Source organism: Nonomuraea sp. NPDC049784, assembly GCF_040659615.1.
Lineage (GTDB): Bacteria > Actinomycetota > Actinomycetes > Streptosporangiales > Streptosporangiaceae > Nonomuraea.
On sequence record NZ_JBFAMX010000047.1, the window covers coordinates 1 to 19,653 of the forward strand.

22 protein-coding genes, 2 tRNA genes, 1 other RNA gene and 1 pseudogene are annotated in these 19,653 nt (G+C 68.4%); 13 read left to right on the forward strand and 13 right to left on the reverse strand.

The genetic code is table 11. The features are described 5' to 3' along the window. The 4 genes and pseudogenes from AB0J09_RS13595 to AB0J09_RS13610 all read right to left on the reverse strand — a co-directional run. A pseudogene (locus AB0J09_RS13595) lies at positions 1-507 on the reverse strand (aspartate kinase); the annotation flags it as partial. An 84-nt stretch (positions 508-591) separates the two neighbouring features. Continuing rightward, on the reverse strand, positions 592-1,122 hold the full coding sequence (locus AB0J09_RS13600; RefSeq protein ID WP_360689620.1) for a DUF5063 domain-containing protein: 531 nt from the start codon (positions 1,120-1,122) through the stop codon (positions 592-594). Next, positions 1,115-1,714, reverse strand: coding sequence for a recombination mediator RecR (gene recR, locus AB0J09_RS13605; RefSeq protein ID WP_185069491.1), 600 nt, complete (start codon positions 1,712-1,714; stop codon positions 1,115-1,117). Before recR ends, AB0J09_RS13600 begins: the two co-directional genes overlap by 8 nt. Before the next feature lie 2 nt (positions 1,715-1,716). Continuing rightward, a complete protein-coding gene (locus AB0J09_RS13610; RefSeq protein WP_127937722.1) occupies positions 1,717-2,067 on the reverse strand; it encodes a YbaB/EbfC family nucleoid-associated protein in 351 nt (116 codons plus the stop codon). 307 nt (positions 2,068-2,374) lie between these two features. On the opposite strand from AB0J09_RS13610, the gene AB0J09_RS13615 reads away from it, so the two are divergent. After that, entirely contained in the window at positions 2,375-3,784 is a 1,410-nt protein-coding gene (locus tag AB0J09_RS13615; RefSeq protein WP_360689623.1) for a GAF domain-containing protein, read from the forward strand. Between the two features lie 421 nt (positions 3,785-4,205). Here the strand turns inward: AB0J09_RS13615 and AB0J09_RS13620 are convergent, their stop codons facing one another. Continuing rightward, the gene (locus AB0J09_RS13620; protein WP_360689625.1) at positions 4,206-6,653 is read right to left on the reverse strand and encodes a DNA polymerase III subunit gamma and tau; all 2,448 of its coding nucleotides are present in this window, start codon (positions 6,651-6,653) and stop codon (positions 4,206-4,208) included. Positions 6,654-6,684: 31 nt separating this feature from the next. Next, positions 6,685-6,780: signal recognition particle sRNA small type (gene ffs / locus AB0J09_RS13625), an RNA gene on the reverse strand. A gap of 86 nt (positions 6,781-6,866) precedes the next feature. On the opposite strand from ffs, the gene AB0J09_RS13630 reads away from it, so the two are divergent. Then, a tRNA-Ser gene (locus AB0J09_RS13630) sits at positions 6,867-6,951 on the forward strand. A gap of 407 nt (positions 6,952-7,358) precedes the next feature. Here the strand turns inward: AB0J09_RS13630 and AB0J09_RS13635 are convergent. Together AB0J09_RS13635 and AB0J09_RS13640 are read right to left on the reverse strand one after the other, a co-directional pair. Further along, the gene (locus tag AB0J09_RS13635) at positions 7,359-8,039 is read right to left on the reverse strand and encodes a phosphotransferase (protein WP_360689627.1); all 681 of its coding nucleotides are present in this window, start codon (positions 8,037-8,039) and stop codon (positions 7,359-7,361) included. Positions 8,040-8,439: 400 nt separating this feature from the next. Continuing rightward, the gene (locus AB0J09_RS13640; RefSeq protein WP_360689629.1) at positions 8,440-8,898 is read right to left on the reverse strand and encodes a MarR family transcriptional regulator; all 459 of its coding nucleotides are present in this window, start codon (positions 8,896-8,898) and stop codon (positions 8,440-8,442) included. Positions 8,899-9,029: 131 nt separating this feature from the next. Here AB0J09_RS13640 and AB0J09_RS13645 point away from each other — a divergent pair, with 131 nt between their 5' ends. Next, on the forward strand, positions 9,030-9,893 hold the full coding sequence (locus tag AB0J09_RS13645; protein WP_360689631.1) for an NAD(P)H-binding protein: 864 nt from the start codon (positions 9,030-9,032) through the stop codon (positions 9,891-9,893). 298 nt (positions 9,894-10,191) lie between these two features. Here AB0J09_RS13645 and AB0J09_RS13650 read toward each other — a convergent pair whose 3' ends face one another. Continuing rightward, positions 10,192-10,833, reverse strand: coding sequence for a LysE family translocator (locus tag AB0J09_RS13650; RefSeq protein WP_360689633.1), 642 nt, complete (start codon positions 10,831-10,833; stop codon positions 10,192-10,194). Between the two features lie 88 nt (positions 10,834-10,921). Here AB0J09_RS13650 and AB0J09_RS13655 point away from each other — a divergent pair, with 88 nt between their 5' ends. Genes AB0J09_RS13655 through AB0J09_RS13665 form a run of 3 tightly spaced genes read left to right on the forward strand, consistent with a single transcriptional unit; the run spans position 10,922 to position 13,096 of the window. Next, on the forward strand, positions 10,922-11,860 hold the full coding sequence (locus AB0J09_RS13655) for a neutral zinc metallopeptidase (protein ID WP_360689635.1): 939 nt from the start codon (positions 10,922-10,924) through the stop codon (positions 11,858-11,860). A 54-nt stretch (positions 11,861-11,914) separates the two neighbouring features. Further along, complete coding sequence (locus AB0J09_RS13660) at positions 11,915-12,751, forward strand: neutral zinc metallopeptidase (RefSeq protein WP_360689637.1); 837 nt, start codon at positions 11,915-11,917, stop codon at positions 12,749-12,751. A 48-nt stretch (positions 12,752-12,799) separates the two neighbouring features. After that, positions 12,800-13,096 carry a type II toxin-antitoxin system VapB family antitoxin gene (locus AB0J09_RS13665; RefSeq protein WP_349447634.1) on the forward strand — a complete coding sequence of 99 codons (297 nt, stop codon included), beginning with the start codon at positions 12,800-12,802 and terminating at the stop codon, positions 13,094-13,096. 156 nt (positions 13,097-13,252) lie between these two features. On the opposite strand, the gene AB0J09_RS13670 is transcribed toward AB0J09_RS13665, so the two are convergent. From AB0J09_RS13670 to AB0J09_RS13685, 4 genes are all read right to left on the reverse strand, one after another. Further along, a tRNA-Ser gene (locus AB0J09_RS13670) sits at positions 13,253-13,342 on the reverse strand. A 10-nt stretch (positions 13,343-13,352) separates the two neighbouring features. Beyond that, positions 13,353-13,790 carry a tRNA adenosine(34) deaminase TadA gene (tadA, locus tag AB0J09_RS13675; RefSeq protein ID WP_360689688.1) on the reverse strand — a complete coding sequence of 146 codons (438 nt, stop codon included), beginning with the start codon at positions 13,788-13,790 and terminating at the stop codon, positions 13,353-13,355. A 31-nt stretch (positions 13,791-13,821) separates the two neighbouring features. Continuing rightward, positions 13,822-14,298, reverse strand: coding sequence for a tRNA adenosine deaminase-associated protein (locus tag AB0J09_RS13680; protein ID WP_360689639.1), 477 nt, complete (start codon positions 14,296-14,298; stop codon positions 13,822-13,824). An 18-nt stretch (positions 14,299-14,316) separates the two neighbouring features. Continuing rightward, a complete protein-coding gene (locus AB0J09_RS13685) occupies positions 14,317-14,826 on the reverse strand; it encodes a tRNA adenosine deaminase-associated protein (protein ID WP_349447639.1) in 510 nt (169 codons plus the stop codon). 237 nt (positions 14,827-15,063) lie between these two features. On the opposite strand from AB0J09_RS13685, the gene upp reads away from it, so the two are divergent. The 7 genes from upp to AB0J09_RS13720 all read left to right on the forward strand — a co-directional run bounded on the left by upp (position 15,064) and on the right by AB0J09_RS13720 (position 19,602). Then, complete coding sequence (gene upp / locus AB0J09_RS13690) at positions 15,064-15,702, forward strand: uracil phosphoribosyltransferase (protein WP_360689642.1); 639 nt, start codon at positions 15,064-15,066, stop codon at positions 15,700-15,702. A gap of 123 nt (positions 15,703-15,825) precedes the next feature. Beyond that, entirely contained in the window at positions 15,826-16,050 is a 225-nt protein-coding gene (locus AB0J09_RS13695) for a hypothetical protein (protein WP_345002236.1), read from the forward strand. A 96-nt stretch (positions 16,051-16,146) separates the two neighbouring features. Then, positions 16,147-16,305: a hypothetical protein gene (locus tag AB0J09_RS13700; RefSeq protein WP_360689644.1), complete on the forward strand. Its 159-nt coding sequence runs from the start codon at positions 16,147-16,149 to the stop codon at positions 16,303-16,305. Next, positions 16,302-16,835: a PH domain-containing protein gene (locus tag AB0J09_RS13705; protein ID WP_360689646.1), complete on the forward strand. Its 534-nt coding sequence runs from the start codon at positions 16,302-16,304 to the stop codon at positions 16,833-16,835. The genes AB0J09_RS13700 and AB0J09_RS13705 overlap by 4 nt, the downstream gene beginning before the upstream one ends. A 95-nt stretch (positions 16,836-16,930) precedes the next feature. After that, the gene (locus AB0J09_RS13710) at positions 16,931-18,274 is read left to right on the forward strand and encodes a helix-turn-helix transcriptional regulator (protein ID WP_360689648.1); all 1,344 of its coding nucleotides are present in this window, start codon (positions 16,931-16,933) and stop codon (positions 18,272-18,274) included. A gap of 100 nt (positions 18,275-18,374) precedes the next feature. Next, complete coding sequence (locus AB0J09_RS13715) at positions 18,375-19,049, forward strand: FadR/GntR family transcriptional regulator (RefSeq protein WP_360689650.1); 675 nt, start codon at positions 18,375-18,377, stop codon at positions 19,047-19,049. A 100-nt stretch (positions 19,050-19,149) separates the two neighbouring features. Then, complete coding sequence (locus AB0J09_RS13720; RefSeq protein WP_360689651.1) at positions 19,150-19,602, forward strand: universal stress protein; 453 nt, start codon at positions 19,150-19,152, stop codon at positions 19,600-19,602. Positions 19,603-19,653: the final 51 nt, after the last annotated feature.

Consider the following 19,653-nt stretch of genomic DNA (forward strand, 5'->3'; position numbering starts at 1 on the left):
CACGTCGGCCTGCAGGGCCGCCGCCAGCGCCACCGCCGTGGTGTCGGACCCGCCGCGTCCCAGCGTGGTGATGTCCTTCGTGTCCTGCGACACGCCCTGGAACCCGGCCACGATCGCGATGTTGCCCTGGTCGACCGCCTCACGGATGCGGCTGGGCGTCACGTCGATGATGCGCGCCTTGCCGTGTGTCGAGTCGGTGATCACACCTGCCTGCGAGCCGGTGAACGAACGGGCCTCGTGGCCGAGGTTGGCGATCGCCATCGCCAGCAGGGCCATCGAGATGCGCTCGCCCGAGGTCAGCAGCATGTCGAGCTCGCGGCCCGGGGGCAGCGGCGACACCTGCTCGGCCAGGTCGAGCAGCTCGTCCGTCGTGTCGCCCATGGCGGAGACGATCACGACCACGTCGTTGCCGGCTTTTTTCGTCGCGACGATCCGCTGCGCGACCCGCTTGATGCAGGACGCGTCGGCGACGGACGAACCACCGTACTTTTGCACAACGAGCGCCACGAGAGTCTCCCGGTTTGGACTGTGAGCTGTCAGTCTACTGGGGGCCTCTCATGTGCCGAATGGGCCGTACCACTATGTGGATGATCAGACCGCGGTGGTCTCCTCGGCCACGTCGAGGCGCGAGTGCGCGGCCAGGGCCTGCAGCGCGCGCATCGCGGCGCCCGCGTGGTTGCCCCAGGTGTTGAAGTAGGAGTACTGCCACCACCAGAGCGCCTCGTGGGGACGCCCCGCGTGGTAGTGGCGCAGCCCGTGGATGAGGTCGGCGGCGACCGCGGTCAGGTCGTCCGAGAGCCGGTACGGGGTGACGCCGGTGTCCTTGTACGGGTCGAACACCTCGGCGTAGTCGTCGACGGCCTCCAGTCGCTCGGCCAGCGCGGTGCGCACGCCGTCGATGTCGGGGTCCTCGCTCATCGGCGGCTCGTTGTTGCCCGCGAGGATCACGTCCTGGTTGGCCCCGAGCTTGGCGCCCGCCAGACTCACCTGCGCGACCTCCACCAGCAGCAGCGACCAGATGGCGTCGCCGCCCTCGCCGCCCGCCACCCTGGTCAGGCCGTCAACGTAGTCCTGCGCGTGCCCGGAGATCTCTTCCGCGAGGGCGCTCCACTGGTCAGACATCCAGCAGCCTCCGTCCTTCGAACGCGCGGCCCAAGGTCACCTCGTCGGCGTATTCGAGGTCACCGCCCACAGGCAGACCGCTGGCCAGTCGTGTCACTTTGATGCCCATCGGCTTGACCAGACGGGCGAGGTAGGTAGCAGTCGCCTCGCCCTCGAGATTGGGATCGGTGGCGAGGATGAGCTCCGTGACCCGGCCGTCGGCCAGGCGCGTCATGAGCTCGCGTATGCGCAGGTCGTCGGGGCCGATGCCGTCGATCGGGCTGATCGCGCCGCCGAGCACGTGGTAGGTGCCGCGGAACTCACGCGTCTTCTCGATCGCCACGACGTCCTTCGACTCCTCGACCACGCAGATCACATGCGTGTCGCGGCGCGGGTCGCGGCAGATACGGCACTCTTCCTCCGAGGCCACATTGCCGCAGACCCGGCAGAACCGGACCTTCTCCTTGACCTCCAGCAACGCGTGCGCCAGCCGTTTGACGTCGGCTGGATCGGCCGCCAGCAGGTGGAACGCGATCCGCTGCGCGCTCTTGGGACCGACGCCGGGCAGCAGGCCGAGCTCGTCGATCAGGTTCTGGACGACCCCTTCGTACATGCCTAGAACCCTGGCAGCTGTCCGAGGCCGCCACCGCCCAGCCCTTGGGCCAGCGGTCCGAGCTTCTCCTGTTGCAGGTCGGCGGCAGCGCGGACGGCGTCGCGGACGGCCGCGATCACCAGGTCGGCGATCGTGTCGGCGGTGTCCTGCGGGTCTCCGGCGTCGATCACGCTCGGGTCGATCTTGAGCTCGAGCAGCTCGCCCGAACCGTTGACGACGGCAGTGACCAGGCCGCCGCCTGACGAGCCCTCGATCTGCGCGTCGTTGAGCTCCTGCTGGGCGCTCACAAGCTGCTGCTGCATGAGCTGGGCCTGCTCCAGCAGCTGCTGCAGGTTGACATCCCCTGGGTTCACCGTGGTGCGCTCCTCGTGGCTCCGCATTCTTGACTCCACGAGCCTACGGGGTTTGGGCGGCGTCATGTACTGGGGTGCCCCCGCCTATGGGATGTTTTTGGCCGGATCTCGGCCCCCCTCCAGCGTCCGAGACCCGGCCACCACGTCGGCGGAGCGGCCGCACCACGCCGACGCGTTGAGCCAGGACACTAACGAGCCGAACGTTGCACACAGGTTGCGTTCATTCAATCACCCTCTGCAATCCCCTGAACGGGTTGCGCGAATGGCTCCCAAGACGGATGCTCTAGATGACTACTTGGAGTGACCGATGAGTTACGCCCATCTCCACGCGTACTCCCGTCTTCTGCGCGGAGCACACGAAGCGGCTGTGACTGGCCGCGCCTGGCCGGAGTTGCCCCGCCGCCTGATCACCGCATCCTGGCAACGGTCTCTGGAGGCTGGGATCGACCCGGAAAGCAAGGGCGCGCCCCTGGTTTACGACCTTTCTCGCATAAAGGACGTTCGCCAGGCCCACCCCCTGCGGCCGTTGCTGCCCATGATCGCCCAGACGCTCGCCGGCCTGGCCGACGAAGTACTGATCGTCACAGATGGTGACGGCCGGATTCTGTGGCGTGACGGCAGCCACGCGATCATGCGCCGCGCCGACCAGATCGGCCTCTCCGACGGGCACCAATGGACCGAGGACACCGTCGGCACCAACGGCATCGGCACCGCCCTCGCCGCCGGCGGGCCCGTACACGTCTATTCCGAGGAGCACCTCATGCGGGCGCTGCACATCTGGTCGTGCAGCGCCGCCCCCATCACCGATCCGGACTCAGGCTTGATCATCGGCTGCGTCGACGTCAGCGGCACCTCGCGCAGCCTGCACCCAGCCACCGTCGCCCTGGTCGCCGCCACGGCCAAGCTCGCGGAGACCCAGCTCGCGCTGCGCATGCACGAGCGCGACGAACGCCTGCGCCGCCGCTTCGAGTCCCTGCGCGGACGGCCCGGGGTGCTCCTGTCGGCGAGCGGCCGCGTCCTCTTGGGCGACCCGGCGGGCGACCTGGGCGAGCGCCTCCGCCTCACCGGCCGCCGGGTGATACTCGCCGACGGGTCCGCCGCCGTGCTCGAGCCGTTCTCCGACGGTTTCCTCATGCGGCCCACGCCCTCGGCCATGCCTCCCACCCTCGCCCTCTCCTTCCTCGGCGAGAGGCCACCCAGGGCCACGTTCGGCGACCTCGACCGGCCCCTGTCGCTCCGCCACGCGGAGATCCTGACCCTGCTGGCGCTGCATCCGCACGGGCTGACGGCCGAGCAGCTCTCGTTCCATCTCTACGGGGACGAGGGCAATCCGGTGACGATCCGGGCGGAGATCCACCGGCTGCGGACCCAGCTCGGGGAAGCCATCGCGGGCAAGCCGTACCGGCTGACCTGCCCTGTGGAGGCCGACTTCCTGGAGGTGCGGCGCAACCTGTCGGCGAACGACCCGCGCGCGCTGGCCCGCGCGTACACAGGCCCGCTGCTGCTGCGCTCGGAGTCGGCGGAGATCCGCCGCGAACGCGACGAGCTGGAAGCCCAGGTGCGTGCGTGTCTGCTGCGTCACGGCTCGCCGGACGAGTTGTGGGCGTACGCGCAGACCTGCAACGGCCACGACGACTACGAGGTCCTGGAGCGCCTCGCCTCCCTTCCCCCCACCGACCCCCGCTCCGCCGCCGCCCGCTCCCGCCTGTGCGTGTAACCCCTTTACGGCTTCATTTGTTACGGCGGAGCACGGGAGAACGCCGCCCGCCGTCGTCACTGCGGACCTCCACCTCAACGCCACTCGGCCGCGCGGGTCCAGACCGTAACGTCGCAATCTTGGCCGTCTGGGTGGTGCTGCTTGACCGGCACGCCCGACTGGGACGGCGACCACGGCGCTCGACGTCGCCCACCCGGGCCAGGCGCCGCTCGAAGGGCGACGCCAAGCGGCATGCCTACCCCGGCGGAGGAGTCCGTAGAGCAACCATGCCCAAGCGAGCACGAGCGGAGACGGCCGTCCACTGCCGAGCGCGTTCATCGAGCCATCGCCCCGAGCGAGCATGAGCGGAGATGGCCGTCCCAGTGCCGAGCGCGGCGTCGTAGGGTGGCGTGTCGCGGTTGCCTAAGGGTGCGTCGCCGGGTCAGGTGTGGTTGATTTCGCCGATTACCTGGGCGCCCAGCTCACGTTCGAGCAGGGCCATGCCCGAGACCGCGTCCACGTCGGCGTCCGCGTCGTTCAAGGGGTCGACGTCGTCCGAATCCGGGACCTTGTTGCGCACGGGGACCGTCTCCGGCCAGGCCGCGGCGCCGCCACGGGCGGACGGGACGCGAGGGCCCGCCTGAGCAGCGGCCCTCGCCGCCGACCTCGCGGCGGCCAAGCCCGTACCGCCTCCCGGAGAGCCCCCAGCCGGTGCGGCGCCGCCTGCGTTTTGTACTACGGGCACGGTCTGCGTCGGGTCGGGGGTCGGCGGGGAGCCGGGGCCGAAGTCGTCCGGGGCGTCGGGCCAGGACTCGTCCGTGGTCTGGTGGCCGGGGGACGCGGCCGGAGGTTGGCCTGGGCCAGGCTCCTGGGCGTCCCGGTCGTCGTGGGAACCGCCGTGCGATGCCGTACGGCCCTGGGAGCCGGGCTGGGAGGCGGCGTGTGTGCCGACCGTACCCTGAGATGCGGCCGAGCCCGCCGAACCCGCCGCCGCTCCGTGACCGCCGGCCGGGCCACCGTGACCCGCGGCCGGGCCGTGTGAAGGGGCGCGGGAAGGGCTTCGGGGAGGGGGCGGGGAGCCGCCGACGACCGCTTCGACGCGCCACGTGCCGCCGAGCACGTCGCCGAGCACGCCGGCCACCACGGCGTCCTTGCCGCCGCCTGTGAAGTTCTTCATCGCGCCGACCTGGGTGAAGCCCAGCGTGACGAGATTGCCTTCCACGCCCACCACCTGGGCGTTGGTGCTCACGTTCGCCCAGACCACGATGCTGCGCTGCTTGAGCGCGGCGAGCACGGCGGCCCACTGGGCCTGTACGGCGCCGACTCCGCTCCCCGCGGGAGCGCCGCCGGCCGCTGGAGCCTGCTGTGCCCCGCTCGCCGCCTGAGACGTCTGCGGCGCGCCGCCCGCCGCCGGGGCCGCCTGCGTACCGCCTGATGCGCCTGCGGGCGGGGAGCCGGGGCGGACGGGCTCGGGCCAGTCATCAGCACCCGCACTCGCCGAGCCCGGCGAGTCGGAACCGGCGTGTGACTGCGCGGCCGGAGTGGCGGGAGTGGCGGGAGGTTGCGTGGCCGGACCGTGGGAGTTCTCGCCGGCCAGATCGTTTTCGGCCGCCGCAGGGACGTGCGCGCCGACATGGCCGGACGAGGTGCCCGGTCGTGGGATGGGCACCGAGGCGGGTGCGGCAGCCGGAGCGGGTGAGCCGGCAGCGGCCCGAACGGCCATCTGGGCGACGGCGCCGCCGCGTTCGAGGCGTTCGAGGCGGGCGAGCAGGGCCTCCTCACCCTGCGCGGCACCGGGGAGCAGCACGCGCGCGCACATCAGCTCGAGCAGCAGCCGCGGCGATGTGGCGCCACGCATCTCGGTGAGACCGGCGTTGAAGACCTCCGCCGCGCGGGTCAGCTCGGCCGGGCCCATCGAGGCGGCCTGCTGGACGAGGCGTTCGAGCTCGTCGGCGGGGCGATCGAGCAGACCGCTCGAGGCAGCTTCGGGGACGTTCGCCAGGATCACCAGGTCGCGGAAGCGTTCGAGCAGGTCGGAGGCGAAGCGGCGAGGGTCGTGGCCGCCCTCGATCACCCGGTTGACCGTGTGGAACACCTTTCCGCCGTCACGTGCCGCGAACGCGTTGACGACCTCGTCGAGAAGGTCGCCGTCGGTGTAGCCGAGTAGCGAGACGGCCTTGGCGTACGTGATGCCGTCCTCCTCGGCTCCGGCGAGGAGCTGGTCGAGGATCGAGAGCGAGTCACGCGCGGAGCCCGCGCCCGCCCGTACGACGAGGGGCAGCGCGGCGGGCTCGAAGGGCACGTTCTCGGAGGTGAGGATCTCCTCCAGCAGCCCGCGGAGCGTCGCGGGCGGCATCAGCCTGAACGGGTAGTGGTGTGTACGCGACTTGATCGTCCCGATGACCTTTTCCGGCTCGGTCGTCGCGAAGATGAACTTCAGGTGCGGCGGAGGCTCCTCGACGAGCTTGAGCAGCGCGTTGAAACCCTCGCGGGTCACCATGTGCGCCTCGTCGATGATGTAGATCTTGTAGCGCGCGGAGACGGGGGCGAAGAACGCCCGCTCGCGCAGGTCACGCGCGTCGTCCACGCCACCGTGCGAGGCAGCGTCGATCTCGATGACGTCGAGGTGGCCGGGCCCGGTCGGGGCCAGCGCGACGCACGACTCACAGACGCCGCACGGGTCGGGAGTCGGGCCCTGCTCACAGTTGAGAGAGCGCGCCAGGATGCGGGCGCTGGAGGTCTTGCCACACCCCCGGGGGCCGCTGAACAGGAAGGCGTGGTTGATCCGGCCCGTGCGCAACGCCTGCCGCAGCGGGTCTGTGACGTGCTCCTGACCCTTGACCTCGGCGAACGTCCCGGGCCTGTACTTGCGGTAAAGCGCAAGGCTCATGCGACCATCCCGCCTGCGAGGGGGCTCCCAACGAAGAGACCCCTCGCACACCCGCCAGAGCCCGCTTATCCTTGCTGCCTTCCGGCCCTGGGGAGGTTCACAGGATGACGCCGCGCGAGGGGTCCCTGAACAGTCTAGCCGGATGCCGCAGTGCTTGCTCCACCCCGGAAAAGGTGGTCTGCGCACACCCGGAAGTCCGGTAAGCTCGTCGGCGGAGGATTCGCCTAGTGGCCGAGGGCGCACGCTTGGAAAGCGTGTATAGGGCAACCTATCAGGGGTTCAAATCCCCTATCCTCCGCGCCTGGTTGAGGCAGTAAACGCAAAGGGGCCGACCCCATCCAAGTCGGCCCCTTTTGCTATGCAGGGTCTGAGTTGACCTCTCGGCGGGCGTGTCTCCCTCCGGCGAGTAGGGCTTTCCACATGCCGCTCACGCGAGGATAGGAATCGTCAGCAACAACTCGGTGGCTGCCGTGACGGCCTTCCTGGACCGGGAAGCACTCGGCGGCCGGGTGAAGTACATCTCGGCACGGGCGGTGGCGGACCCATCACTCATGAAGCCGAACCCTCGCCTGCTTGATCAGGCGCTCAATCCGCCCTGCTGGTGGGGGACTCGGTGACCGACATTGAGGCGTCCAAGCTCGCCGGGTGGTCACTCGGCACCTCCAACACACGCCTGTGGATCATGCGGCAAGTGGACGCTGGACGTTAATGGGGTCTGAGTCTGTGGGCTATGTCGAGCCAGACTGTGACGTCGGAGGCGGCGAAGTGACGGATGGCCCAATCCACCATGCGCAGGCTCATGTGCGCCCAGCAGACCAGGGCCACGGTGTCGGGAACGTCCACGTGGAGATCAGGGGCACGGTGGGCTAGATCGAAGCGGAGTGTGAACAGGTCGAAGTCCGCATGACCGCGGGTGGCGCCGTCCCAGTCGATCACGCCAGTGACCGTTCCTGTCACATCCACCAGCACGTTCTCTGGGTGGAAGTCGGTGTGGACCAGATCATCGCCCTCAAGGGTGTCCGGGAATGCCTGGCCGATTTCCTCTACTTGATCGAGCAGGTAGCGTGTCCGGCTGTCGTAGGCGCGCAGCGATCCGTGCAGGCAGAAGCCTGGCCCGTCCTCACGCAGGTGGAGCCGGAGCGCCGACAGGTCGGAACGCCCTGCGAGCACGCCGCGGCACCGCCGGTTGATCTCGATCATGTGCTGTACGGTCGCCGCCGTAGGGATGCGTGCGATGGCCCCTGGAAGCAGTTCCTGGACAACTACCGGCGACTGAACCAGTTCGTACTTCGGCGCTGGAATGCCTGCTGCCCGCGCCACCGACAACAGCCCGCTCACATCGGGCCCGCGGGTCAAAACCGACCGGTGGCCATCGGGCCAGCGCACATACGCGGCACCAACCTGGCCACCGGGACAAGGTCCCTCGTAGGCAAGAGGTACGGGCAGCTCACTCAGGCACTGGTGGACGTCGAGCTTGGGTACGGGAGGGAGCATCACGAGTTCCTCATGCGCCAGGTTGGGGCCTCTTCAAACCGGTACAGAGGTTCCGACACCCAGGCTTCCGCACGGTGCTCCCCCGCCGGTTTTCCGGGTCGATGAGCCCTTCGGCACGCAAGAGTCGCAGCGCCTGGCGAACGGCGTCACCGGTTCGGCGTCACTCAGACTGAGTTGGATGCCCACGCGTGGACGTTCGGGGGCCAGGTCCGGGAAAGCGACCAACTGACCCGCCTACCGCCCGGATCCCGCTGCCAGCGCCGCAGGTTGGCCAAGTTCCGCATCAAGACGGTCAGGCGAGGGACGGGTCGTCGTGTTCCACGGGGTCGCCGCCCAGCAGGTCGCTTGCCGACCGGTGGATCTTCGCCAGCGCGCTCATGAGGTGCTTGCGTTCCGTCGCCGTGAGGTCTTCGGTGATTCTCTCTTCCAAGAGCCGCCGTTCCGCCTCGATCGGCTCCCGTAGCGCGCGTCCCGCGTCGGTGAGCCAGAGCCGTACGAGGCGGTTGTCCCGCTCGTCCCGCCGCCGGGTGAGTAGCCCGGCCTCGGCCATCCGGGCGGCTACCTTGGTGACGGCGGGTGTCGTGACGTTCGTCGCGGCGGCAACCTCGCCGGGGGTACGGCCGTCCTGCTCCCACAGCGCGGCGAGCAGGTGATCCTGCCCGAGGCGCAGCCCGTGGCGGCGCATCGCGGCGTCAGCCGCCGCTCGGATCGCCTTCGTGGTCTTGCCGTGCAGGTCCAGGAGTTCGGACACCGTGGGCCTCCGGTGGAGTTTGCGCAACCGGCTGAACGGGCCGTCGCTGGCCGGTTGACGATGAATCGTTTACCGGTTAACGTTCCCCACGAGAAAAATCATTAACCGGTAAACGAAACTACGGAGTCCCCATGCTACTGGTCACCGGCGCCACCGGGCACATCGGCCGTGAACTCGTCCGCGAACTCGACGTGCGGGGCGCCACCTTCCGCATCCTGGTACGCGACCCCGCCCGCGCGGCCGGCCTGCCGGAACGGGCCGAGCGCGTCGTCGGCGATCTGGACGCGCCCGCGACGCTGACGACCGCCCTCGACGGCGCCGAGAGGCTGTTCCTGCTCGTACCTGGTATCGGCATCGAACACACCGAACACGCGATCGCCGCCGCGAAGGCGGCCGGGGTGCGGCACGTCGTGTACCTGTCGTCGTACGCCGCCATCGGCGATCCGATACCCGCGATGGGCCGCTGGCACCACGAACGCGAACAGTTGATCCGCGCCTGCGGCATCCCCGCGACGTTCCTGCGGCCCTGCGGCTTCATGACCAACGCCTTCGACTGGCTGCCCACCCTGCGTGAGAGGGGTTACGTCCTTGACCCGGTCGGCCCCGGCCGTGCCGCGCCGATCGATCCCGCGGACATCGCCGCCGTCGCCGCCGTCACGCTGACCGAGGACGGCCATGAGGGCGAGGAGTACCTGTTGACCGGCGGCGAGGCGTTCACCGTCGCGGACCAGGTCCAGATCCTGGCCAAGGCGATCGGTCGCGACATCGAGGTCCGGACGGTGGCCACGCCGGCCGAGGCGGTCCGGTTCCGCTACCCCCACGGAGCGCCACAGGCTCTCGCCGACGCCCTTGTCGAAGGGCTCACGCTGATGCGCGCGGACACCGCCGGGGTACGCAGCGACACCGTACGGCGCCTGCTGGGACGCGAGCCACGGACGTTCGCGGACTGGTGCGCTCGCAACGCCCACGTGTTCCCCGGGCCGCCCACCGCCTGATCCGACAGCCACCCTTCGCCCAGCCAGAGCAAGAGCCTGAAGAGTGAGGGCTCAGGCGATCTCTGGGACGGCGGAGATCGATGATCGCGCCGTGGCCGGCCACGGCGCGGCTACGACGCCGGGAAGAAGGTCAACGGCCGAAACGCCACATCCAGCCGGGGCGCGAGGAGACCTGGGTCGCCAGGAACCCGATCAGCAACATTGTGGCGAGCGGAAGGGCGAGAGAGAGCAGCACGAATGACCTGTGGCCGGACAACCCTTGCTTGATCATGGTGAAGTGGCTGTCGCCTGCTTGTGGCTAGGCGGCGACCACGGCCTTTGAGCGGTCCATGGCCATGTGTACGGCGAAGCCGCCGAGCACCGTGCCCGTGGCGTAGCGCTGGACGCGGAGCCACAGCGGGCGGCGGGCCAGGAAGGCGGCCAGGGCGCCCGCCGAGATCGCGATCAGGCCGTTGACCGTGGTCGCGACGGCGATCTGGACCGAGCCGAGCGCCAGGCTCTGCAGCAGCACGTGTCCCATGGCCGGGTCGATGAACTGCGGGAGCAGCGACAGGTACAGGATGGCGATCTTGGGGTTGAGCAGGCAGGTGATCAGGCCCATCCCGAACAGCTTGCGCGGGCGCTCGGGGACGAGCTCGCGAGGCTGGAAGGCCGAGGTGCCGCCCGGCTTGACGGCGTTCCATGCCAGCCAGAGCAGGTACGCGGCGCCGGCCAGCTTGAGCGCCGTGTACGCGATCGGCACGTACGCGAAGACGGCCGTCAGCCCCAGGCACGTCGCGGTCAGGTAGACGGTGAAGCCCAGGACGACGCCGGTGAGGGAGATCAGGCCGGCCCGGCGGCCTTGGGAGATCGAGCGTGAAACGAGATAGATCATGTTCGGACCGGGCGTGAGAACCATGCCCAGCGAAACCAGCGCGATCCCGACCAAGCCACCCGTCATATCGGCAGATTAGCGGACATATACGGGATTCCTCATCACAACGGCCATCGCTCCGCGTAATCGGAACATTACGGGGGAGAGGGGAGGCATGCAGTTCGACGACGACGCCCAACTTGATCCATCGCAGGTCGAGGACGTGCGGGCCTCGGGTCCGCAACCGGGCGGGGGCAGGGGCGGCTGCATGCTGCCCATCGGCGGCAGAGGTGGCGGCTGCCTCCTGCTGATCCTGGCGGTGGCCGGGATGTTCCTGTTCGGGGTCTTTCCGTCGCCGTTCACCGGTAACGAGAGCGGCCATCAGGGCGGCGGGCAGCAGCCGAGCGCCCCGCCCGGGCTCTCCCCGACCGGCAACCTGGCCGCCCGCTGCCGTACCGGGGCCGACGCCGAGCAGTCCGAGGACTGCCGCGTCGTGGGGACGGTCAACAGCATCCAGTCGTACTGGCGGCAGGCGTTCGGGGAGCGCGGGCGCAAGACGTACACGCCTGCCAAGACCGTGCTTTTCTCGCAGGCGGTCAACACCGCCTGTGGCACGGCCGACTCCGCCGTGGGCCCCTTCTACTGTCCCGCCGACCGCAAGGTCTATCTCGACCTGACGTTCTTCAACACGCTTCAGCGCGACTTCGGCGCCGAGGGCGGGCCGTTCGCGCAGGCGTACGTGATCGCCCACGAGTACGGCCACCACATGCAGAACCTGCTCGGCACCATGAGCAGGGTCGGCCCCAAAAGCAGGCCGGGAGCAGGCAGCCCGTCCGTACGACTGGAGCTGCAGGCCGACTGCTACGCGGGCGTCTGGGCGCACAACGCGGTCAAGACCGGCTTCTACCGTGAGCCGTTCTCCCAGAAGGACATCGACCAGGCGCTCAGCGCGGCCTCGGCCGTGGGGGACGACAGCATCCAGCGGCGCACGCAGGGCCGCGTGACCCCCGATGCCTTCACGCACGGCACGTCGCAGCAGCGGGAGAAATGGTTCACTGTCGGGTACGAGAGCGGGGACCCGATGCGGTGCGACACGTTCTCCGGAGGTATTTAGACGAACCATCGGGGAAGCTGTCAGTCGCGCGGCACCCCCAGAAGGGACGTCAGGATGGACTTCAGAGACGACGTCGAACTCGACTCCTCGCAAGTGGAGGACGCCGGCGGTTATTCGGGCGGGGGCGGCGGCGGTTTCCCCGGCGGCATGATCATCGGCGGTGGCGGCATCGTCAGCCTGATCGTGCTCGTGCTGGTCTTCGTGCTGAACAACGTGGGCGGCGGCGCCGAGCCGGCGCAGCGGCGGCCCCCTTCCAACCTCTCCTCCCAATGCCAGACGGGCAAGGACGCCGACCAGTCGGAGCGGTGCCGGGTGGTGGGAGTGGTCAACAGCATCCAGGACTACTGGAAGCAGGAAATTTCGACATATCGCCAGGCCAAGACCGTTCTGTACTCGGGCCGGTTACGGACGAGCTGCGGCACGGCCAGCTCGGCGGTAGGCCCCTTCTACTGCCCCGGCGACCAGCGCGTCTACCTCGACCTGAGCTTCTTCGACCAGCTTCACAGCCAGTTCGGCGCCAAGGGCGGCCCCTTCGCGCAGGCGTACGTGATCGCCCATGAGTACGGCCACCACGTACAGGACCTGCTCGGCGCGCTCGGCTCCGGCGGCTCGTCGGTCCCCATCGAGCTCCAGGCCGACTGCTACGCGGGCGTCTGGGCGCACAACGCGGTCAAGACCGGCTTCTACGAGAAGCCCTTCACCCGGGCGGAAATCTCCGAAGCCCTGGACGCCGCCGCGGCGGTCGGCGACGACAGAATCCAGCAACGCACCACCGGCAGAATCGATCCTGAATCGTTCACGCACGGCAGCTCCAAGCAACGCGTCAACGCGTTCCAACGCGGCTACAAAAACGGCAATCCCAACGACTGCGGGCTGGCTGAGCTGCGCTGACACGTACCGACAACGCAAGGAATCGAATTCTCTCCTAAAATCGGGGGGGTGATCTTCAAGCTTGTCGGCGACGGACGCCCTTATCCCGAACACGGACTGACCCACCGCGAGTGGGCGCAGATCCCTCCACGGCAGGTCCGGCTCGACTCGTTGATCACCACGAAGGCCATGCTGGACCTGCATTCGTTGCTCGCCGCCGACTCCACCTTCTACGGGGATCTTTTCCCGCACGTGGTGCAGTGGCAGGGCGAGCTGTATCTGGAAGACGGGCTGCATCGCGCGTTGCGCGCGGCCCTGCACCAACGATCGATCCTGCACGCCAGGGTCCTGGAGTTGCCCAGCTGAGAATACGAAAAGGCAGCCGCGTGATTCGCGGCTCCCTTTTCGTACGCGCGCCCGCCCGCCGCGTCTTTCCAACATCATTCATGGCGAATGCCGCGCCGCGCGTCGGACCGGACAAGCCGAAGGGCCCCTGACCCGCAGGTCAGAGGCCCTTTTCGGTGGCGGTGGTGGTGGGATTTGAACCCACGGATGAGTTGCCCCATCACACGCTTTCGAGGCGTGCGCCCTCGGCCACTAGGCGACACCACCGCGCACGAGCTTACCGGATCCGCCGAGTAGCGAAGAACCGCTTTAGTACGGAGGAGCACTCGTCGGCCAGCATCCCCATGATGACCTCGGGCCGATGGTTGAGCCGGCGATCGCGTACGACGTCCCAGAGCGAGCCCACGGCCCCGCCCTTCTCGTCCACGGCGCCGTACACGATCCGGTCCACCCTGGCCTGCACGGCGGCGCCCGCGCACATCGTGCAGGGCTCCAGTGTCACGACGAGCGTGCAGCCGCTCAGCCGCCACTGCCCGCGCCCCATGGCCGCCTGCCTGAGCGCGAGCACCTCGGCGTGGGCCGTCGGGTCGGCCGAGGACTCGCGGTCGTTGCCCGCCATGGACAGGACCTCGCCGAGCGGGTCGAGCACGACCGCGCCCACGGGAATCTCTCCCCTGGCGCCCGCCGTGACGGCCTCCGCCAGGGCCAGGCGCATGGCCTCCTCGTACGTCACGACGAGAGCCGGATCACCGCAGCCGGTCGAGCTCGTCGGCGAAGGACAGCCGCTCGGCGATCACCGACAGGATGTCGGCCGGCAGCAGGCCCTCCTCCATGCTCAGCTCCAGCAGCTCCTCCGAGCTCACCCCGAGGTCACTGAGGAGCTCGAAGTCGCCCGCCGGGCGCACGCCGAGGCCGTTGCCCTCCTTGTCGGGCGCCACGCCGGCGAACTCGGCGAACAGCTCGCCCAGACTGTCGGAAACCACCGCGTGCACGTCGGACAGGAAGACGCGCGGCTCGTCCTCGCCCCGGTATCGGGCGATGGCGAACCACTCGTCCTCGACCTCGACGCAGAGCAGAGCCAGCTCGTCGCCGCCGAGCCCCAGCGTTTCCGTGACAGCGTCACCGAGGTCGTCGACGATCTCGGCATCGCCCAGATAGACCTCGGCACCGCTCCAACCGTCGGAGGTCCTGACGAAGGCCGCAGAGAAGGTGTTGGACGCCATGTCCGCGCTCCAGGGGGGTCAGCCGAAGACCGATTCGATGGCACGCTCGAACGGCTCGGAGAAACCGAGCCGCGCGGCGATGCTGGACAACACATCTTCGGGCAGCAGGTCAATGTCGCCGGAGAGGATGCCCAGCTCCATCTCGTCCAACCCGAGATCGGCGAAGATCGACAGATCTCCGGCGGGGAGCACGGTCTCCTCGTCCTGGAGGATCTCGTCGAGCTCCTCCTCGTCTGGCACCGGCACGTCGAGGTAGTCGAGAACCTGGCGTGCCAGCGGGAAGTCCCACGAGGCGGCGATGTCGGACAGGAAGACGTCGACCCGCTCGCCAAGGACCCGCAGCGCCACGAAGAACTCATCCCCCACGGCGACCAGGCCAATCGTCCCGCTCTCGCTCGGCTGCTGGCGCAGGGCGTGGATGAGCCCCTTCAGATCGGACGTGAGGGTGGCCGGCAGCAGCTCGGCATCCCAGCGATCGTCCTCGCGATAAACCACGATGGCGAAGTCGAGAGCGTCTTCGTCTGTCATCGCCATCTCCACCCGACCCCTGCCCGACAGATATCACCAGCACCCAATCGTTCCAGAACCGGCCACCAGGCGTGGGCCTCTCCGACCAAATTGTGATCAAAACCAATGAGCCGAGGTGGCCGAGTCCGGCAGCCGGCCATAGATAGCGGGGTCTGCCGTCCGTGGTGGGCCGCATTCAGAGGATCACCACAGATGGCGGGTCTGTACCTACGCCCACCAGCAGATAACTTGTCCTTTATGGAAACCCTCGTCGTAGATCATCCGCTCGTGGCGCACAAGCTCACCACGCTGCGCGATGTCCGCACCGACTCGCCGACCTTCCGCAGGCTCGCGGACGAGCTGGTGACGCTGCTCGCGTACGAGGCCACTCGCGACGTGCGGGTCACCGACGTCACCGTCGAGACGCCTGTCGCCCCGGCCCACGGCGTGCGCCTGGCCAAGCCCCAGCCGCTCGTCGTGCCCATCCTGCGCGCCGGGCTCGGCATGCTCGACGGCATGACCAGGCTGCTGCCCACGGCCGAGGTCGGGTTCCTCGGCATGATCAGGAACGAGTCCACGCTCAAGGCCGAGACGTACGCCACGCGGCTGCCCGACAACCTCTCGGGGCGGCAGTGCTTCGTCGTCGACCCCATGCTGGCCACCGGGGGCACGCTGGCGGCGGCCGTGCAGTTCCTGTTCGACAGGGGGGCCGTGGACGTCACCGCCATCTGTCTGCTGGCCGCTCCAGAGGGGCTGGCCTACATGGACAAGGTGTTCGCGAACTCGGGCAAGCCCATCCGCGTGGTGACCGCCTCACTCGACGAGCGGCTCAACGAGAACGGCTACATCGTGCCCGGCCTCGGCGACGCGGGCGATCGCCTGTACGGCGTCGTCTGACCCTGCGGCGTGTGCTGAAAAGCACCCTTCCCGTCACATGCAGTCACCACTTCGTTACATACTGTTGTTAGGTGGGTACGAAGAAGACAGGAAGGCAACTTCCGCATGCGCGTGGGGAGCACGATGAGCGATCACACCGAGGCGGATCCGACTCCGTACGCGGAGGTGGAGACGGTGCTGTGCGACGAGTTCGCCGGCATCCACTCCGCGACCACCGTAACGCGGTGCGTCGAGGCGGCGCACTACGGCGCGCTGGAGGTCACCGGTTACGCCCATCCGAGCCTTGTAGAGCGCATCGCGCGCAAGCACCTTCACGTCCTGGCTCTGGTGGCCAGCGAACGAGGCTAAGCAAGATCAGACCTAACCCGTCAAGTCACCTTTACCCGGGCACCCGGGTGGGTAATGTAGAGGGCGGGTGGAGTTGGTAAGGGCACGGAGGCGACGGTGCAGGTCAAAAAGATCCTCACATACGGTGGCATCGCATTTGTTGCGTACTACCTGTTCGCGCGACCATCTGACGCCGCGGACGCGGTGAAGGGAGCGTTCGACACAGTGTTCAACGCGGCCGACTCGCTGGCTCAATTTGTGAACAGCCTCTCATGAGACTTGTGACCCACGGGGACTCCGCTCCGTCGTCGGTCAACCGTTACCTCCTCCCCCAAGAACAACAGTTCATCATGGTGCGTCGGCACCCTGCCATCCTGCTGCGCCCGGTCGCCGAGGTGCTCGGCGGCCTGATCCTCGCCGGATTGCTCAGCAAGATCTTCGGCGGCAGCACTCAGGGCGGCACGGCCCTCGTCGTCGTCTGGTGGCTGTGGCTCCTGCTACTTGTCCGTTTCGTATGGAAAGTCGCGGAGTGGTCGGTCGATTACTTTGTGGTGACTTCCAAGCGCATGTTGCTGACCACCGGGCTGATCACCCGGAAGGTCGCGATGATGCCCTTGGGCAAGGTCACCGACATGAGCTTCCAAAGATCTCTACTTGGGCGCATGCTCGGTTACGGTGAGTTCATCCTTGAGTCGGCCGGTCAGGATCAAGCACTGTCCACAGTTGAGTACATTCCGTATCCGGAGACCCTGTACCTAGAGGTCTGCGGCATGCTTTTCCCGAGCAAGGACGAGAGCGACGATTAATCTCCCGGCGGGGAATTCTTCAGCAGGGATACCCGATTCGGCTACTTCATGCAATCATTGCGTGTTGTTGACCCTTCCCCGCCTTGAGAGATGAGATGCCGAGTCAGGGAACCATCGGTGACCGCGTCCGCGGATTGCGGCTGAACAGGCGGATGTCCCAGGCCCAACTGGCCGGACCCGACCTGTCTGACAGTTATGTCTCGCTCATTGAGTCGGGCAAGCGCACGCCGACTCCTGTTGTGGCTCGGCTGCTCGCCGAGCGGCTGGGGTGCACGACCGAGTTCCTCCTTCACGGGATCGAGCCTCGGCAGCGCATCGACACGGAGCTCGGGCTGCGCCACGCCGAGCTGGAGCTGCAACACGGCGACCCGTCCGTCGCCGCCGACCGCTTCACGGAGATCGTGAAGGCGGCCGACGAGGAAAACGCCATGCTGACCGCGCACGCCCGGTTCGGCAGGGCACGCGCCCTTGAGGCCCAGGGTCGTCTGGGTCAGGCCGTGGAGGCGTTCGAGCGCCTGCGCAGGGAGGCCGCGGCCCACCCCGAGCGCCTGGCCGACCTCCCGCTCACGATCGCGCTGAGCCGCTGCTACCAGCGGGCAGGCGACCGGCTGCGGGCCCGTGACCTGGCCTCCGCCGCCCTCGAGCAGGCCGAGCGGCTGTCCATCACGCAGGGCGAGATCGCCGTCGACCTGGCCGCCGCGCTCGTCGAGGCGCGCAGCGAGCGCGAGGGCAACTCCCCCGAGCTGGAATACGTCAAGCGGGTGCTGGACCTGACTGGCGTTCCGGAAGTTGTGGACCGTTCCGGAGAGATTCACGCCCTGTGGCACGCGAGCGCCGAGGCCGCGGCGGGCGAGGACTCCGCGCTGGCCGTGCGCCTGGCCGACGACGCGATCATGGCGGGCCGCCATGCCCGGCTGTCGCTGCAGCTCGCCAGGACCGCCATGCACTGGTCCAGGCTGGGCACGGCGCCGTTCGACGAGGCCGAGCGGCTCATCGCGGCCGCGTCCAAGGCGTTCGCCGCCTCCCCCGCCACCAAGAGCGAGCACGGCGAGAGCCTCATCGTGCACGCGCGGGTCAGCCTGCGTTCGGGCAACCTGGCGCGCGCGGGCGAGCTGGCCGGCGTGGCTCTCGATCCGGCGGGCGACCGCAGGGGCACGACGGCCGCCGAGGCCCACCTCGTGCTGGCCACCGTCGCGATCGATCTGGACGGCGATGCTGCCAAGCACCTGAGCAACGCGCACCGGGTGCTCGACACGCTCGACCGGCCGGTGTTCGGTTCTGACCGGCAGGCCGCCCGCTGCTGGCGCGAGCTTGGCGACTTGTACGGCAGGGTCGGGTCCGGAGCGCAGCAGACGGCCGCATATCGTAAAGCCCTCGAAGCCGCCGGAGTCCGCTCCGCGCTGGCAGGGGTGACGGTTGACGCCGTAGTTCCCCGCTGATCCTCCAGGAGCTCCAGATTTGGTGTTTTGAGTCTGGAATAATTAGGGTCGACCAGTCATTGACTCATAGGATGATTGGTTTCCCCGGAGGAGGCGGACTGTGAGTCTGCGTACGGCGCAGCGGGCTTCGCTCGTCGACCAGGTGATCGATCAGCTCAAAGAGCAGATCACCTCAGGGTCGTGGCCGATGAACGGCAAGATCCCGACCGAGACGGTGCTCGCGGAGCAACTCGGAGTCGGTCGCAACACCGTTCGGGAGGCCGTACGCGCGCTCACACACGCTGGGCTGCTCGAGTGCCGTCAGGGGGACGGCACTTACGTCCGCGCGACCAGCGAGCTGTCCGGCGCGATGCTGCGGCGGCTGAAGCAGGCCGAGCAGCTGGAGATCCTCGAGGTACGGCGCGCGCTCGAGGTGGAGTCGGCGCGCCTGGCCGCGACCCGCCGCAACGATGACGACATCAAGCGCATCGAGGCGGCGCTGGCCGAGCGTGACCGGGCCTGGGAGCTGGACGACCCCGACTTCTTCGTGGAGGCCGACCTGGCCTTCCACATGGCCGTGGCGCACGCGACGCACAACCTGGTGCTGATCGACCTGTACGAGGACTTCTCGGCGGCCCTGCGGGCCAGCATCACGGCGGCGGGCACTTCGCTGAACAAGAGCTACATCCCGCATGACGCCATTGCCCGCGCCATCTCGGCGGGTGACGTGACAGCGGCCGAGCGTGCCAGTCACGCCTGCATGGAACACATCCTCATCGCCCTCACCGAGTCCTGACACCCACGCTTGGGTGTGACCAAGCAGACAACTCCACCAGGAATGGCGCCCGATCGCTCCAGTGCTCTAGCGGAAGAGTGAATAGCGAAGGGAAAACGCCATGACCATTCTTGTCGCCTATGACGGCTCCGCCGATTCGCGCGCCGCGATCGAGTTCGCGGCCAAGCATCTCGCCGCCGAGGCCACCCTCGTCGTCACGGTGTGGGAGCCGCTGCTCGTCCAGCTGAAGAAGTATCCGCTGGCGGCGACCGCGATCGATCCGGGCACCGAGGACGAGGCGCATGCCCTGGCCGAGAAGCACGCCAAGGAGGGGGCCGAGCTGGCGATCGCCTCCGGGCTCACCGACGTCACCTACCGGGCGGTGGCTGACAACGAGTCGATCTGGAAGACGATTGTGGACGTCGCGGACGAGGTCGACGCCTCGTTGATCGTCACGGGCTCGCGCGGTCTGGCCGGGGTCAGGTCGGTGCTGCTCGGCAGCGTGTCCAACCACGTGCTGCACCACGCGCACCGGCCGACCCTCATCGTGCCGCCGGCCAAGGCTCCTCGGTAAGTTTCCACGCGAGCTCCTCAGCCCACGCGCCGCCGTACTTCGGGTGGGGTT